This is a genomic window from Kitasatospora sp. NPDC004289 (assembly GCF_053602875.1).
The window spans coordinates 228,370-243,432 of sequence record NZ_JBSGEL010000002.1 but is presented as its reverse complement, the minus strand read 5'-3'; the positions used below and the strand labels follow the sequence as shown (position 1 = coordinate 243,432).

The window sequence follows — 15,063 nt, the reverse complement described above, 5'->3', positions numbered from 1 at the left end:
GGAGGGCGGGGGCGGTTGCGCGAGTACGGAAGGCGGACCGGCGTGGGATCGGGGCACGTCAGCCAGTTGCACGTGCTGCCGTTCCCCCGCGCGCAGTTCCTCGCGCCCCCGGCATCACCACGCGCGTGTCCTTGCGCCCCGGGAGGCACCTCCTCAGCTGCGCGGGACGGCCTGCTGGATGGTGATGACGCGGTCGCCCGGCTTGAGGAGGGCGGCCTCGGGGTCGTTGTAGTTGAGCAGCTTGCGGCCGCGGACCACCGCGACCACCAGGTCGGCGCAGTCGCGCGGGCTGTGCCCGGCCTCCGCGGAGGTGACGGGGCGTTCGACCACGTCGAGGCCGGTGCCGTAGGTGAGGAGGTCCTCCATGACGGCGCCGGTGGTGGGGCTGAGCATCGACATGCCGAGCAGGCGCCCCGCCGAGCTGGAGCTGGGGACCACCACGTCGGCGCCGCTCTGCCGCAGCAGCGGGGCGTTCTCGTCCTCCCGGACGGCGGCGACCACGGTGGCGCGGCGGTTGAGCTGGCGGGCCGTCAGGGTGACCAGCACGGCGGTGTCGTCGCGCTGCGGGGCGACCACGACGCGGGCGGCGCGGGGGAGTTCGGCCCGCAGCAGGGTCTCCGAGCGGGTGGCGTCGCCGCGGACGGCGACGAGGCCGTCGAGGGCGGCCTGTTCGACCACCTTGGGCTGCGGGTCCACCACCACGATGGACTCCTTGGGGAAGCCCTGGCCGAGCAGTGCGGCGACCGCGTGGCGGCCCTTGGTGCCGTAGCCGATGACCACCACGTGGTCCCGGACGGTGTCCTTCCAGCGGCTGACCCGCCACTGCTGGCGGGTGCGTTCGGTGAGCACCTCCAGGGTGGTGCCGACCAGGATGATCAGGAAGACCACCCGGAGCGGGGTGATCACCAGGATGTTGGTCAGCCGGGCCCCGTCGCTGACGGGGGTGATGTCGCCGTAGCCGGTGGTGGAGAGGGTGACGGTGGCGTAGTAGGCGGCGTCCAGGAAGTCGACCGCGCCGTCGGAGTTGTCGTTGTAGCCGGCCCGGTCCAGCCAGACGATCAGCGTGGTGGAGACCAGCACCAGCAGGGCCAGCAGCAGCCGGGCGGAGACCTGCCGCAGCGGCGGCCGGGGCGGCCGGGACGGCAGGGTGATCCGGGCGCCGGGGTCGTCGGTGTCCTGGACCCGTCCGGCCCCGGCGCGGGAGCGGCGGAACCACGTGCTGTCGCCCGTGGGCTCGGGCTGCTGATTGGCAGTCATCACCCAAGGATGGCGGGCGGCCCGCCGCGGCGACGCCACCACCCCGGCGCGTCGCGTCCGCGGGGTGCGCCGCGGAGTACAGCCGGTGCGCCCCGACGGCGCGGTGCGCGGGCGGGTGGGTATCGTCGCGGGCAGTGACGTCGCCCCCGGTGGGCGCGACGCGGAGTCCTCGGAGGTCCACCGTGCGGGAGCACACCGTCGTGATCGGCTACGGCACCAAGGGCCGCCACGCGGTCGCCGCGCTGCTCGGCCAGGGGGTGGGCGCGCACGAGATCGTGATCGTGGACCCGCAGCGCAAGGTGATCGACCAGGCGGGCCGCGACGGCCTGACCGGCGTGCACGGGGACGCCACCCGGACCGAGACCCTGGTCCGGGCCGGGGTGCCGACCGCGGCCCGGATCGTGGTCACCCCGGAGCGGGACGACACCGCGGTGCTGGTCACCCTGACCGTCCGTCAGCTGACCAAGGAGGCCACCGTGGTCGCCGCCGTCCGGGAGGACGAGAACGCCCCGCTGCTGCGCCAGAGCGGCGCCGACGCCGTGGTCACCAGCTCCAGCTCGGCCGGGCAGCTGCTCGGACTCTCGCTGCTCAGCCCGCACGCCGGCGCGGTGATGGAGGACCTGATCACCTACGGCACCGGGCTCGACCTGGTCGAACGGACCGTCACCAAGGCCGAGGCGGGCCGCAGTCCGCGCGAGTGCGGCGACCTGGTGGTGGCGGTGGTCCGGGGCCGGCGGGTGCTCAACTACACCGATCCGGAGGCGGCGGTGCTCCAGCTCACCGACCGCGTGATCACCATCCAGCCGGCCGCCCCGCGCAGCTGAGCTCCCCGAGGTCGCCCCGCAGGGGCGCGGGGAACGGCGCGCGGGGGAACGGCAGCACGTGCAACTGGCTGACGTGCCCCGATCTCACGCTGGTCCGCCTTCCGTACTCGCGCCCGCGCGGCGGAGCCGCAGATCAGCAGAGCCTCGCGCCCCCGGTGTGACCACCTTCGGTGGCGTGGCGACGACCGGTCCTGGGCCGGAGGGCCCGTGCGCACTACGGTCGGTGGCATGCATGCGATGACGATCCCTCAGCCCGGCGGTCCCGACGCACTGGTGTGGGCGGAGGTGCCCGATCCGGTGCCCGGCGAAGGCGAGGTGCTGGTCGAGGTGGCGGCCACCGCCGTCAACCGGGCCGACCTGCTCCAGCGCCAGGGCTTCTACGACCCGCCGCCCGGCAGCTCCCCGTACCCGGGCCTGGAGTGCGCCGGGCGGATCGCCGCGCTCGGCCCCGGGGTCTCCGGCTGGTCGGTCGGCGAGGAGGTCTGCGCCCTGCTGGTCGGCGGCGGCTACGCCCAGCGGGTGGCGGTCCCGGTGGGCCAGCTGCTGCCCGTGCCCAAGGGACTGACGGCGGCTCAGGCCGCCGCGCTGCCGGAGGTGGCCTGCACGGTCTGGTCGAACCTGTTCATGGTGGCGCACCTGCGCCCCGCCGAGACGGTGCTGCTGCACGGCGGCGCGAGCGGCATCGGCACCATGGCGATCCAGCTGGCCAAGGCGGTCGGCGCCCGGGTCCTGGTGACCGCCGGGAGCCCGGAGAAGCTGGCCCGCTGTGCCGAGCTGGGAGCGGACGTGCTGATCGACTACCGCGAGCAGGACTTCGTCGCCGAGGTCCGGGCCGCCACCGACGGTGCCGGGGCCGACGTGGTGCTCGACATCATGGGCGCCAAGTACCTCCAGCGGAACGTCGACGCCCTGGCCCAGAACGGACGGCTCGTCATCATCGGGCTCCAGGGCGGCGTCAAGGCCGAGCTCGACCTCTCCGTCCTGCTCCGCAAGCGCGCGGCCGTCGCCGCCACCACCCTGCGCAGCCGCCCGCTGGCCGAGAAGGCCGCCATCGTGGCCGCCGTCCGCGAGCACGTCTGGCCGCTGGTCGAGGCGGGGGTGGTGAAGCCGGTCGTCGACCGCGAACTCCCGCTCACCGAGGCCGCCGAGGCCCACCGCGTCCTGGAGGCCGGCGAGCAGGTCGGCAAGGTGGTCCTGACCGCCTGACGGGTCACCAGTCGCCGGGCGCCAGGTCCTCGGCGAGCCTCCCGGGGTTGCGCTGGTAGTAGCCGTGCCAGCCGGACCAGGCCGGGTGGTCGCGGAGCAGCTGCTCGGTCTCGGCCAGGCCGTGCCGGTCGGGGCCGAGCAGCTCCCGGGTGATCACGACGGCGGCCGGGTAGTGGCCCAGCCGCCGCGCCAGCGCCTCCTGGAGCGTGTCGAAGCCGTCCCGGGCGAACGGCTCGCGGTACCGCTCGACCCAGGCGGCCAGCCACCGGCGGAGGTGGGCCCGGTCCTCCTCGGGGAGGTCGGGCAGCCCGGCGAAGGTGGGGGCCAGCGCGGTCAGCAGCCGCCGCCCGTGTTCGGCCTCGCGGTCGGCGAAGGCCGGGTACTCGGTGACGAAGTGCTTCCACTCCACGCCCGCGACGGCCCTGCGGAGCGCGGCGGCCCCCGGCGGGTGCAGGGCGTAGTACCCCTCGCCCTCGGCGAACACCTCCCGGAGCACCTCCGGCCGCAGCGGCCCGTGCTCGGCCAGCAGGACCGCGTCGCGCAGGTCCTTGCCCTGCCCGTAGCGGTCGGTGAGCAGCCACATCACCTTCCAGGCGAGCGAGAGCTCGGGGGTGGCCGCGTTGATCACCGGTGCCTGGTCGCGGTCGAGGCCGGGCACGGCGGTCGGCGCCGGCGGGACGGGGAGCGGTTCGTTGAACACGAAGTCCAGCTGGACCACGCCGCCGGGCAGGCCCTCGGCGGTCCAGGGCAGCACCAGGCGGCGGCCGGGCACCCGCTCGTACGTCCAGATGTCCTCGGCGACCGCCTCGCGGGCGTCGAAGCGGACGTGCCCGTCGTCCTGCCCGGCGGTGAGCTGCGCCGCCGCCGCGATGCCGTCGAGCATCGCGGCGGAGCGCGGGTCCTCGATGCCCCGTCCGGCCGGCACCACGACGAAGTCCAGGTCGCCCGGCTCGCGGGCCTGCTCGCCGAACCAGGCGCGCAGCAGCACGCTGCCGCGCAGCACCAGGTCGTCCACCCAGGGGGAGTCGGCGATGGCGGCCAGCACCAAGTCCATCGCCCGGCGGCGGGCCGCCAGCCAGGGGACGGCGAGTTCGGGGTCGGTGAACCGGGGGTCGGCAGCCCGGTAGGCGTTGGGGTACTGCTTGAGGGCGGGGTCGAAGACCGAGCGCTGGACGGCCCGGGGGTCCTCGATCGGACGGAGCGTCAGGGGGATCCCGTTGACGAGCCGTTCGGTCTCGGTCGGCCGGTGGTCCGGAACGAGACGGGTCTCCCAGCCGAACGAATCCCAGCTGCCGGTCACCGCTGCTCCCCGGTGGTGAGCCAGCCGTGGTCCACGGCGAGGTTGTCGTCGTACACGACGAACTCCCTTTCGGAGGAGAGGATCTCGTACCCGGCCGCGGTCACGGCGCCGGTCAGCCGGGCCAGCCGGAGGCCGGCCTCGGGCAGGCCGACCCGGTGGCAGCGCTGGGTGACGAAGCGCTGCTGGCGGCCGTCCGACTCGGTGCGGCGGGCGTTCCAGGACAGGTGGGCGTGGTGACGGCCGGCCAGCTCGGCCAGGGCCCGGTGGTCCGGGCCGGGCGGGAGCAGGACCTTGAGGTGGTGCTCGAAGTAGGTGTCCGGCCCGAGCCGGACCGCCTCAGCGGCGGTGTCGGGGACGCCGGTGGCCCACGGGGAGGCCTCGATCTTGGTCCTGGTCACCGCGAAGCCGGCGGCCCGCAGCCGGGCGGCGGTGGCCACGGCGGCGGCGCGCTGCTCGGGGAAGGTGCCCCGGCCGGTCAGGGTGAGCATCGGCTGGTGCCGGGTGCGGCCCCGGGCCAGCACGATGTGGGTGACCTTGAGCCCGGCCCCGTCGGCCCAGCGCTCCAGCCGCGCCAGCCGGGCGGCGGGGATCGAGAGGGTCAGGTGCGTCTCGAACTCGCCGGTGAAGTGGTCGACCGGACCCGAGGGGGCCAGCGGGTGCTCGACCGTGACGGCCCGGACGGTGGCTGCCGGTGCGGGGGTGGGCATGGGCGGAATCATCGCAAGCGCCACTGACGGCGGGCACCGTGTTTTCGGAGTGACCTCCGGTGGACTGCCCGTAATGCCTGGATTGTTCCGGTGTGTGAGGCTGGTGCGGAGCTGTTCCCGCCCGCCGGCCGCGTTCCACGCGGTCGGCCGTCGGAAGGACCTCCATCCGTGGCCGCACTTCCGTTCGCGTACTCAGCACTCCCCGTCCCGGCCGTGCTCCGGGCCGCCGTGGTGGCCGGGCTGGCCCTTCCGCTGGTCCTGGCCGGTGGCTCGGCGGCGGGGGAGCAGGGCGGGGCCCAGCCGGTGCTCCCGGTCGTCGGCGGCGTTCCGGGCGGGACGGCCGGGCCGAGCACTCCGGCCCTGCCCGCCCTGCCGCAGGTCGAGATACCCCCGCTTCCCGCGCTGCCGACCGTGCAGCTGCCGATCACCGTGCCGGCCTCACCGGGCCGCTCCGTCCCGGCCAAGCCGGAGCCCCCGGAGCCGGCCGAACCCGCGCCCACGCCCGCGCCGACCCCGGCCACCCTCCCGACCCCCACGCCGCAGCCGACTCCCGCGCCGACCCCGGCGGCCGAGCCCACCCCGCAGCCGACGCCCACGCCCGCCGCGGAGCCGACCCCGGCCGCCGCGCAGACCACCCTGCCCACGGCCGTCCCGAGCGGCACCGCGGCGCCGACGCCCCGGCCCAGCGCGACCGCCCGTCCGAGCCGCACGCCGGTGCCGAGCGCGACCGCCCGCACCGAGCAGCAGGCCCCGGCCCCGGCGCCCGGTGCGGTGGCCGAGCGCCCCGCCTCCCCGGCCGCCCAGCGGCCCGCCCCGGTGAAGCGCGTCCCCCCGGCGGCCCCGGCCCCCGCCGCCCGGCCCGGTGCCGCGGCGGAGCAGGAGGACGAGGAGGCGGACGCGGCGGCGCAGACCCTGGACGTCCTGGCGGCGGAGGCGGCCGCCGCGGCAGCGGTGGTGCCGGGCCCGACCCCGGCGGCCGTCCAGCTGGCCGCCCCGCTGCGCTGGACCGACGCCTCCACGCTGCAGTTCCCGCTCGGCGCGGGCCTGGCGATGATCGGCTGCGGCCTCGGCCTGGTCGGCCTGCGCCTGCGCCGCCGCTGACCGGCCGTCAGCTCCGGTCGGCGGGATCGCCGCACCCGGGCGGCGGGTTGGCGGCATGATGGGCCGTCAGAGTCCGGCGCCCGGACGGCGTCCGGGCGCGCCGGGCGCTCCTCAGTTGACCCTCCCCGCGCACGAAGCATATGAAGGAACCATGACGAACCCGATGAACGAACGGTCGCAGTCGGAGGACGAGTCCCCGAAGGTGCTGATCGTCGGTCCGGACGGGCTGCCGGTCGGGGCGCCCCCCGGCACCGGCCCGGGGTTCGGCCGGATCGGGGACGGCGAGGCGGTGGAGCCGCGGGAGCTGCCGGTGACCGAGATGGTCGAGCAGCCCGCGAAGGTCATGCGGATCGGCTCGATGATCAAGCAGCTGCTGGAGGAGGTCCGGATGGCCCCCCTCGACGAGGCCAGCCGGGCGCGCCTGAAGGACATCCACGCCAGCTCGATCAAGGAGCTGGAGCTCGGCCTGGCGCCGGAGCTGGTCGAGGAGCTGGAGCGCCTCTCGCTGCCGTTCACCGAGGGCAGCATCCCGACCGAGGCCGAGCTGCGGATCGCCCAGGCCCAGCTGGTCGGCTGGCTGGAGGGCCTGTTCCACGGGATCCAGACCGCGCTGTTCGCGCAGCAGATGGCGGCCCGGGCACAGCTGGAGCAGATGCGCCGCGCGCTGCCGCCCGGCCTGCACGGCGCCGAGCCGGAGCCGGAGGAGCCGGAGCCCGGTCGCGGCATCCGCTCGGGCCCGTACCTGTAGACCCGCACCCGTGGCCGTACCCGCGGGCCGGTGCCCGCAGGACGCACGGACCCTCCGCGGGCGGAGTTTCACGGTCGGGACACACCTCGGACACAGCCGCGCCCCGGCGCCGGGAGGCGTCGGGGCCAGCCGATACCCTGGCCCCTGTTCGTCGGCCCGGTGGGCCGCCGGCCAGGGGCCGGGCAGTGCCGGGAGCGCCTCCGCACCGGAGGGGGAAGCAGGGGACATGAGCGAGGACGGCGCCGCCGCCGGCGGCCACGCACTGGCGGGCGGGCGGTACGTGCTGCGGCACCTGCTCGGCCAGGGTGGGATGGCCTCGGTCCACCTCGCCCACGACACCGTGCTGGACCGTCAGGTCGCGGTGAAGACCCTGCACACCGAGCTCGGCCGGGAGCAGGCCTTCCGCGAGCGCTTCCGCCGCGAGGCGCAGGCGGTGGCCCGGCTGCAGCACACCAACATCGTCTCGGTCTTCGACAGCGGCGAGGACATCGGCCCGGACGGCGCCACCACGCCGTACATCGTCATGGAGTACGTCGAGGGCAAGTCCCTGCGGGACGTGCTGAACGAGGCGGTCGCCGCGCACGGCGCGATGCCGGCCGAGCAGGCGCTGAAGATCACCGGTGCGGTGCTCTCGGCGCTGGAGGCCTCGCACGACCAGGGCCTGGTGCACCGCGACATCAAGCCGGGCAACGTGATGGTGAGCACCAAGGGCACCGTCAAGGTGATGGACTTCGGCATCGCGCGGGCGCTGCAGTCCGGGGTCACCTCGATGACCCAGACCGGCATGGTGGTCGGCACCCCGCAGTACCTCTCGCCGGAGCAGGCGCTGGGCAAGAGCGTGGACGCCCGCTCGGACCTCTACTCGGTCGGCTGCATGCTCTACGAGCTGCTCACCGGCCAGCTGCCGTTCGACGGCGACTCGCCCTTCTCGATCGCCTACAAGCACGTCCAGGAGGAGCCGCCGGCCCCGTCCGGGACCAACCCGGCGGTCCGGCCCGGCGTGGACGCGCTGGTGGCCCGGGCGCTGCGCAAGGACCCGGGGCACCGCTTCCCGACCGCCGAGGCGATGCGGGCCGAGGTGGAGCGGCTGGCCGCGGGCGGCCAGGCCCAGGGGGCCCCGGCCGTCACCCCGCTGGTGATCGGCGAGGGCCCGCGCTCGGTCTCGGCCGGCGGGGGCGGGCCGGTGGCCTTCCCGCCGCTGATGGGCGAGCCGCGCAGCCCCGTCCCGCAGGTGCACCAGCCGTACGTGCCGACGCCGCCGCCCGCGTACGGGCCGCAGACCCCGCCGCCGGCCTTCCCGCCGGTCGCTCCGCAGTACCCGGGACCGCACACGCCGGGCCCGTCGGCCCCCGGCCCGCTCGCCGCGGGTCCGCACACCCCCGGCCCGCACACCCCCGGTCCGTTCCCGCAGCAGCAGGTGCCGCCGCAGTACCCGATGCCCCAGCACCAGCCGCTCCCGCCGCAGCCCTTCCCGCCGCAGGGGCCGCAGCCGTTCGCCCCGCAGTTCGCCCAGCCGAAGCCCAACGGGAACGGCTGCTCCACCGCGCTGGTGGTGGTGGGCGTGATCGTCGGCGTGATCGTGCTGGCCGCGGTGATCGTCGGGATCGTGGTGGCCAAGCAGGAGAAGCAGCGCCAGCAGGACCTGTACGGCGACACGGTCGGCTCCCGGCCGACCGTCGTGCGGTCCTCCGGGACGCCTGCGGTCTGACCGTCGCACCGGGTACGCCGCGCCACACCCGGGCCCTCGAAGCGGTAGCGTGCCAGGAACGCAACTGACAGGGCCCAGGCCCGGGGCGAGGAGTGATGGCGCAGACACAGCGGCCGGGCGACGGCGAGGACGACAACGGCCACGAGACGCCCCCGGTGCCTCCGTCCCCGGCCGGCGCCGAGACGGCCGAGACGGCCGTCCTGCCCGCCACGGCCGCCGGGCCCGCGACCCCGTCCCGGGGGATCGCCGCTCCGCTCGGCACCGTCGGCGACGGCCGCTACCGGCTGACCTCCCGGCTCGGCCGGGGCGGCATGGCCGAGGTGTTCGCCGCCCAGGACGTCCGGCTGGCCCGGACGGTGGCGGTCAAGCTGCTCCGGCCCGAACTGGCCCAGGACGAGGTGGCCCGGCTCCGGTTCACCCGCGAGGCGCACTCGGTCGCCTCGCTCAACCATCACTCGATCGTCGCGGTCTACGACACCGGCGAGCAGGTCGAGCACGGCGAGTCCACGCCGTTCATCGTGATGGAGCTGGTCGAGGGCCGGACCGTCCGCGAGCTGCTGGTGGACGAGGAGGCGCCGCCGGTCGACCAGGCGCTGATCATCATCGCCGGGGTGCTGGAGGCGCTCGCCTACAGCCACCGGCACGGCATCGTGCACCGCGACATCAAGCCCGCCAACGTGATCATCACGACCGGCGGCGCGGTCAAGGTGATGGACTTCGGCATCGCCCGGGCGCTCACCGGCGAGGCCTCCACCATGACCCAGACCGGCATGGTGATGGGCACCCCGCAGTACCTCTCGCCGGAGCAGGCGCTGGGCAAGGCGGTGGACCACCGCTCGGACCTGTACGCGGCCGGCTGCATGCTCTACGAACTGCTGGCGCTGCGCCCGCCGTTCACCGGGGACACCCCGCTCTCGGTGGTCTACCAGCACGTCCAGGACGCGCCGGTGCCGCCCTCCGAGGCCAACCACCGGGTGCCGCCGGAGCTGGACGGCCTGGTGCTGCGCGCGTTGGCGAAGAACCCCGACGAGCGGTACCAGAGCGCCGACGAGTTCCGCGCCCACCTGCAGCACGCGCTGCGCGAGATGCACGGCGCCGCCGGGGCGGGGTACGCGGAGGGGGCGGCCGCCGCCGCTGCCGCCGCCGCGGGCCTGGCCGCCGCCGGTTCGGGCAACACCGGCCACTACCCGGGCTTCCAGGACACCCCGAACGGCTCCACCGCGCTGACCGAGCCGCTCGGGTCGGTCGGCGGCAGCGAGCGGACGGCGGTCATGCCGTTCCCGACCGGCTCGCCGTACCGGACGCCGTCCGAGGCGTACCCCGCCGTGGGCGGGGGAGGTGACGACGGGTCGGGTGACGGACCGTCGGGCGGCGGGCGCCGCCGCGGGCCCTGGCCCTGGGTGGCCGGGGTGCTGCTGGTGCTGGCCGCGGCCGGGACCGGCATCGGCCTGGCGCTCAGCGGCAACAACGACAAGGGCGGGCCGACCACCCCGGTGACGGTCAACTCCCCGGCGGCCACGGCGGAGGAGACCCCCTCGCAGCAGCCCTCGACCCCGGCGACCAAGTCGACGACCAAGGGCGGCTCCACCACCCCGACGCAGCCGAACACGCACGGCACCTCCCCGACGACGCCCTCGCCGAGCACGTCCCCGTCGGCCAGCGGGAGCAAGTCGCCCTCGGCCAGCGCGAGTTCGTCGGCCAGCGCGAGCGCCAGCGGTTCGGCGAGCTCGAAGCCGAGCGGCTCGGCCTCGTCCACGGCCTCGTCCAACCCGCCGCCCTCGGCCACCGCGACCTCCGGTGGCGGCGGCGGTGCCTCGCCCGGCGCCAGCGGGGCTGCGGGCAACGGGAACTGACCCGGGGCCGGCTGACCCCGGGTCAGCCGGCACACCGCCGGACGTCCGTTGGTCAGGGCGTCAGTTGGTCAGGGCGTCCAGGACCTGTTCGTACTCCTGACACCACCAGGTGAGCTGGCCCGCCGAGCCCGGGTAGAGGTGGTCGGCGCGGTGGTCGCCGCGCTGGTAGTGCCACTGGAGCATCCAGAGGTCGTTGAGCCGCTCCCACCAGACCCGGTGGGCGGCGGCGGCCAGTTCGGCGGAGGTGGCCGCGCCGGTGGCGCGGTAGGCCCGGGACCACTGGCGGACCCGGCAGAGGTCGAGCACCCCGGTGCGCCGGTCGTCGAAGAGCAGGGTGGCGGCCCGGACGGTCTCCTCGGCGGTGGGCCGGGTGCCGAGCTTGTCCCAGTCGAGCACGGCGGCCACCCGGCCGCCGCGGTGCAGCACGTTGAGGCCGTGGAAGTCGCCGTGGGTCCAGCCGGTGGGCGGGGCGGCGGTGGGGGCGGGGCGTCGGTGGCCGTGGGCGTCCAGCAGGTCCAGACGCTCCGTCAGCCGCCGTTCGGCCAGGGCGTCGAAGGGCAGCCGGGGCCGGGCCGAGCGCGCGCGTCCGCGCAGCTCGCGGACCAGCCGCTCGGTCTCCGCCGGGTCGGCCGAGAGCGTGCCGACGGGCTGGAGCACCGGCGGGCAGACCTCGGCCAGGGTGCCGTGCAGCTGCCCGAGCAGGGTGCCGAGCTCGGCGCAGCGGGCCGGGCCGAGCTCGGTCCCGTGCAGGTGGACGCCGTCGACCCAGGGGTAGAGGGCGAAGAGCCGGCCGCCGTGGGCGACCACGGTGCGGCCGCCGATCGCCGGCAGCGGGGGCGCGACGGGCAGTCCGCGCGCCGCCAGCGCGGTGGAGGCGCGGTGCTGCGCCGCGACCGCCGGGCGGGTGGAGGTGGCCGAGTCCACGTAGCACTTGAGGAAGTGCGGACCGGTCTCGCTCTCCACCCGGTAGCCGCGGTTGAGCAGTCCTTCGGCGACCGGGGCGACCGCCAGGGGCCGGATCCGGAAGCGGCGCAGCACCCCGGTCAGGGCGTGGTCCGGGACCGGGGGGCTGAGCGTGCCGACGGGGGGAGCGGCCGCGTCCGGGCGGGCCGGTGCGTCCGCGAAGCGGAGGGTGTGGTTCACGTCCCCTGAGCGTAGTGGTGACGCTGGGTGGTGCTTGACATACGGTCGGTGATGTGCTTCTGAAGCTCCGGTGAACCACGCCTCAGTGGTGGTGGTCGGCCTGGTGCCGGGCCACGTAGGCGGCGGCCTGGGTGCGGCGCTCCATGCCCATCTTGGCCAGCAGGCTGGAGACGTAGTTCTTGACGGTCTTCTCGGCCAGGTGCAGCTCGTTGCCGATCTGGCGGTTGGTCATCCCCTCGCCGATCAGGTCGAGGATCCGCCGCTCCTGCTTGGTCAGCTGGGCCAGCCGTTCGTCCTCCTTCTCCCCGCCGTCCCGCAGCCGCTCCAGCACCCGGCTGGTGGCGACCGGGTCGAGCAGCGACTTGCCGGCCGCCACGTCGCGCACCGCGGAGAGCAGGTCGGTGCCGCGGATCGCCTTCAGCACGTAGCCGGAGGCCCCCGCCATGATGGCGTCGAACAGCGCCTCGTCGTCCGAGAAGGAGGTCAGCATCAGGCACTTGATCTCCGGGCGCTGCGAGCGCACCTCCCGGCAGACCTCGACCCCGTTGCCGTCCGGGAGGCGGACGTCCAGCACCGCCACGTCCGGGTTGACGGCCGGGATGCGGGTCAGCGCCTCGGCCGCGGTGCCGGCCTCGCCGACCACCTCGATGTCGTCCTCCATGGACAGCAGGTCGTGTACGCCCCGGCGGACGACCTCGTGATCATCGAGAAGGAATACCCTGATATGTCCGTTTCCACTCACGGGCAAATGCTCCCATAAGCAGGCACAGAAGACCTATCCCCCCGGCCGGAAATTGATGCCGATTACCCCCTTACGCGGAGACCGGCGCCCGGATAGCGTGCGCAGGTGTCCTGACGGCATCACGGATGAGAGCCGCGCCACACCCGCGGCTGTTCTGACAGGGAACAAGTAGGACGTCCTAGCGCAGACGCGCCAAGGGGCTGCGCTGGGTAACGTTCTCGTGAGGGAAGCCGTCGGAGAAGGAACACCACCTGCCGAGCAGAGTCGGTGCGCACACCCACGCGCTCTCCACTGCGAGGCGGTGACCGGACCGGTCACCGGCGACCCCGGGCGGCCGGACAGACCGAGGAGTGAACGTGACCGTCAAGAGCACGACGAGGGCGCGCAAGAAGCCCGCCCCCGCCGTCACTGACAGCCGGCGTACGGACGCGCCGGAGCTCGTACAGCTGCTCACGCCGGAAGGCACCCGGGTCGAGCACCCGGACTTCCCGCTGACCACGACGCCGGAGGAGCTGCGCTCGCTCTACCGCGACCTGGTGCTGGTGCGGCGCTTCGACGCCGAGGCCACCTCGCTCCAGCGTCAGGGCGAACTGGGCCTGTGGGCCTCGCTGCTGGGCCAGGAGGCGGCCCAGGTCGGCTCGGGCCGCGCGATGCGCACCGGCGACTACGCCTTCCCGACCTACCGCGAGCACGGCGTGGCCTGGTGCCGCGACGTCGACCCGCTGAACCTGCTCGGCATGTTCCGCGGCGTCAACCACGGCGGCTGGGACCCGAACGAGAAGAACTTCCACCTCTACACCATCGTGATCGGCGCGCAGACCCTGCACGCCACCGGCTACGCGATGGGCATCACCAAGGACGGCGCCGACGACGCGGTGATCGCGTACTTCGGTGACGGCGCCTCCAGCCAGGGCGACGTCAACGAGGCCTTCACCTTCGCCTCGGTCTACAACGCGCCGGTGGTGTTCTTCTGCCAGAACAACCAGTGGGCGATCTCCGAGCCGACCACCACCCAGACCCGCATCCCGCTCTACCGCCGCGCCTCCGGCTTCGGCTTCCCGGGCGTCCGGGTGGACGGCAACGACGTGCTGGCCTGCCTCGCGGTGACCCGCTGGGCGCTGGACCACGCCCGCAGCGGCCAGGGCCCGGTGCTGGTCGAGGCCTTCACCTACCGGATGGGTGCCCACACCACCTCGGACGACCCGACCCGCTACCGCGCGACCGAGGAGACCGAGGCCTGGAAGGCCAAGGACCCGATCGCCCGCCTGAAGGCGCACCTGGAGGCGGAGGGCATCGCCGACGAGGCGTTCTTCGCCGAGGTCGAGGCCGAGAGCGAGACGCTGGGCCTGCGGGTCCGCGAGGGCGTCCGGACCATGCCGGACCCGGACCCGACGCTGATCTTCGACCACGTCTACACCGAGCCGCACGTGCTGGTGGACGAGGAGCGGGCCGAGTACGAGGCGTACGCCGCCTCCTTCGAGGGCGGGGAGAACCACTGATGGGCACGCAGCTCAGCATCGCGAAGGCGCTCAACGAGGCGCTCCGCAAGTCGCTGGAGAGCGACCCGAAGACCCTGCTCATGGGCGAGGACATCGGCAAGCTCGGCGGTGTCTTCCGGATCACCGACGGCCTGCAGAAGGACTTCGGCGAGGACCGGGTGATGGACAGCCCGCTGGCCGAGTCCGGCATCATGGGCACCGCGATCGGCCTGGCCCTGCGCGGCTACCGCCCGGTGGTGGAGATCCAGTTCGACGGCTTCGTCTACCCGGCCTTCGACCAGATCGTCTCCCAGCTGGCCAAGATGCACGCCCGTGCGCTCGGCCACGTGAAGATGCCGGTCACCGTCCGGATCCCGTACGGCGGCGGCATCGGCGCGGTGGAGCACCACAGCGAGTCGCACGAGGCGTACTTCATCCACACCGCCGGTCTGCGGGTGGTCAGCCCGTCCAACGCGCACGACGCGCACTGGATGCTCCGTCAGGCGATCGCCTCGGACGACCCGGTGATCTTCCTGGAGCCCAAGCGGCGCTACTGGGACAAGGGCGAGGTGGGCGACGAGGCCGGCATCGGCCTGCACACCGCCAAGGTGGTCCGCGAGGGCGCCGACGCCACCCTGATCGCGTACGGCCCGATGGTGAAGGTCTGTCAGGAGGCCGCCGCGGCCGCCGAGGAGGACGGCCGCCGCCTGGAGGTCGTCGACCTGCGCTCGCTCTCGCCGGTGGACTTCGCCACCGTCGAGGAGTCGGTGAAGCGCACCGGCCGCGCCGTGGTGGTGCACGAGGCGCCGGTCTTCCTGGGCCTGGGCGCCGAGCTGGCCGCCCGGATCACCGAGAAGTGCTTCTACCACCTGGAGGCCCCCGTGCTCCGGGTCGGCGGCTACCACGCCCCCTACCCGCCGTCGCGGGTGGAGGAGACCTTCCTGCCCGACCTGGACCGCGTGCTCGACGCCGTCGACCGCGCGCTGGCCTACTGAG

General features: G+C 74.6%; 12 protein-coding genes and 1 pseudogene. 8 read left to right on the top strand and 5 right to left on the bottom strand.

The window, feature by feature from the left end; all coding sequences use genetic code 11:
- Nucleotides 1-153 precede the first annotated feature (153 nt).
- Nucleotides 154-1,257, bottom strand: coding sequence for a potassium channel family protein (locus tag ACWEPF_RS02575; protein WP_452171075.1), 1,104 nt, complete (start codon nt 1,255-1,257; stop codon nt 154-156).
- 173 nt (nt 1,258-1,430) lie between these two features.
- On the opposite strand from ACWEPF_RS02575, the pseudogene ACWEPF_RS02570 reads away from it, so the two are divergent.
- Together ACWEPF_RS02570 and ACWEPF_RS02565 are read left to right on the top strand one after the other, a co-directional pair.
- A pseudogene (locus tag ACWEPF_RS02570) lies at nt 1,431-2,081 on the top strand (NAD(P)-binding protein); the annotation flags it as partial.
- Between the two features lie 228 nt (nt 2,082-2,309).
- Nucleotides 2,310-3,287 (top strand): NAD(P)H-quinone oxidoreductase, encoded by a 978-nt coding sequence (locus tag ACWEPF_RS02565; RefSeq protein WP_345290491.1) that lies wholly within the window; start codon nt 2,310-2,312, stop codon nt 3,285-3,287.
- A 4-nt stretch (nt 3,288-3,291) separates the two neighbouring features.
- On the opposite strand, the gene ACWEPF_RS02560 is transcribed toward ACWEPF_RS02565, so the two are convergent.
- Together ACWEPF_RS02560 and ACWEPF_RS02555 are read right to left on the bottom strand one after the other, a co-directional pair.
- Nucleotides 3,292-4,587, bottom strand: a complete 1,296-nt coding sequence (locus ACWEPF_RS02560; protein WP_452171073.1) for a nucleotidyl transferase AbiEii/AbiGii toxin family protein — start codon at nt 4,585-4,587, stop codon at nt 3,292-3,294.
- Complete coding sequence (locus ACWEPF_RS02555) at nt 4,584-5,294, bottom strand: hypothetical protein (RefSeq protein ID WP_452171072.1); 711 nt, start codon at nt 5,292-5,294, stop codon at nt 4,584-4,586. Before ACWEPF_RS02555 ends, ACWEPF_RS02560 begins: the two co-directional genes overlap by 4 nt.
- 168 nt (nt 5,295-5,462) lie before the next feature.
- Here ACWEPF_RS02555 and ACWEPF_RS02550 point away from each other — a divergent pair, with 168 nt between their 5' ends.
- The 4 genes from ACWEPF_RS02550 to ACWEPF_RS02535 all read left to right on the top strand — a co-directional run bounded on the left by ACWEPF_RS02550 (nt 5,463) and on the right by ACWEPF_RS02535 (nt 10,704).
- Nucleotides 5,463-6,395, top strand: coding sequence for a hypothetical protein (locus tag ACWEPF_RS02550; RefSeq protein WP_452171071.1), 933 nt, complete (start codon nt 5,463-5,465; stop codon nt 6,393-6,395).
- 151 nt (nt 6,396-6,546) lie between these two features.
- On the top strand, nt 6,547-7,143 hold the full coding sequence (locus ACWEPF_RS02545) for a bacterial proteasome activator family protein (protein WP_452171070.1): 597 nt from the start codon (nt 6,547-6,549) through the stop codon (nt 7,141-7,143).
- A gap of 226 nt (nt 7,144-7,369) precedes the next feature.
- Nucleotides 7,370-8,851 carry a protein kinase domain-containing protein gene (locus ACWEPF_RS02540; protein WP_452171069.1) on the top strand — a complete coding sequence of 494 codons (1,482 nt, stop codon included), beginning with the start codon at nt 7,370-7,372 and terminating at the stop codon, nt 8,849-8,851.
- A gap of 95 nt (nt 8,852-8,946) precedes the next feature.
- Entirely contained in the window at nt 8,947-10,704 is a 1,758-nt protein-coding gene (locus ACWEPF_RS02535) for a protein kinase domain-containing protein (RefSeq protein WP_452171068.1), read from the top strand.
- Nucleotides 10,705-10,764: 60 nt separating this feature from the next.
- Here the strand turns inward: ACWEPF_RS02535 and ACWEPF_RS02530 are convergent, their stop codons facing one another.
- Together ACWEPF_RS02530 and ACWEPF_RS02525 are read right to left on the bottom strand one after the other, a co-directional pair.
- Nucleotides 10,765-11,847 (bottom strand): phosphotransferase enzyme family protein, encoded by a 1,083-nt coding sequence (locus ACWEPF_RS02530; RefSeq protein WP_452171067.1) that lies wholly within the window; start codon nt 11,845-11,847, stop codon nt 10,765-10,767.
- Between the two features lie 82 nt (nt 11,848-11,929).
- Nucleotides 11,930-12,589 carry a response regulator transcription factor gene (locus tag ACWEPF_RS02525; RefSeq protein WP_345290484.1) on the bottom strand — a complete coding sequence of 220 codons (660 nt, stop codon included), beginning with the start codon at nt 12,587-12,589 and terminating at the stop codon, nt 11,930-11,932.
- A 356-nt stretch (nt 12,590-12,945) separates the two neighbouring features.
- Here ACWEPF_RS02525 and pdhA point away from each other — a divergent pair, with 356 nt between their 5' ends.
- Nucleotides 12,946-14,088, top strand: coding sequence for a pyruvate dehydrogenase (acetyl-transferring) E1 component subunit alpha (gene pdhA, locus ACWEPF_RS02520; protein ID WP_345290483.1), 1,143 nt, complete (start codon nt 12,946-12,948; stop codon nt 14,086-14,088).
- Entirely contained in the window at nt 14,088-15,062 is a 975-nt protein-coding gene (locus ACWEPF_RS02515; RefSeq protein WP_345290482.1) for an alpha-ketoacid dehydrogenase subunit beta, read from the top strand. Before pdhA ends, ACWEPF_RS02515 begins: the two co-directional genes overlap by 1 nt.
- Nucleotide 15,063 lies beyond the last annotated feature (1 nt).

Excerpts from the sequence above, each read along its gene's own strand:
- ACWEPF_RS02545 (WP_452171070.1), top strand. The coding sequence starts at position 6,547 with ATGACGAACCCGATGAACGAACGGTCGCAGTCGGAGGACGAGTCCCCG.
- ACWEPF_RS02555 (WP_452171072.1), bottom strand. The coding sequence starts at position 5,294 with ATGCCCACCCCCGCACCGGCAGCCACCGTCCGGGCCGTCACGGTCGAG.
- ACWEPF_RS02575 (WP_452171075.1), bottom strand. The coding sequence starts at position 1,257 with ATGACTGCCAATCAGCAGCCCGAGCCCACGGGCGACAGCACGTGGTTC.
- ACWEPF_RS02535 (WP_452171068.1), top strand. The coding sequence starts at position 8,947 with ATGGCGCAGACACAGCGGCCGGGCGACGGCGAGGACGACAACGGCCAC.
- ACWEPF_RS02515 (WP_345290482.1), top strand. The coding sequence starts at position 14,088 with ATGGGCACGCAGCTCAGCATCGCGAAGGCGCTCAACGAGGCGCTCCGC.
- ACWEPF_RS02540 (WP_452171069.1), top strand. The coding sequence starts at position 7,370 with ATGAGCGAGGACGGCGCCGCCGCCGGCGGCCACGCACTGGCGGGCGGG.
- ACWEPF_RS02565 (WP_345290491.1), top strand. The coding sequence starts at position 2,310 with ATGCATGCGATGACGATCCCTCAGCCCGGCGGTCCCGACGCACTGGTG.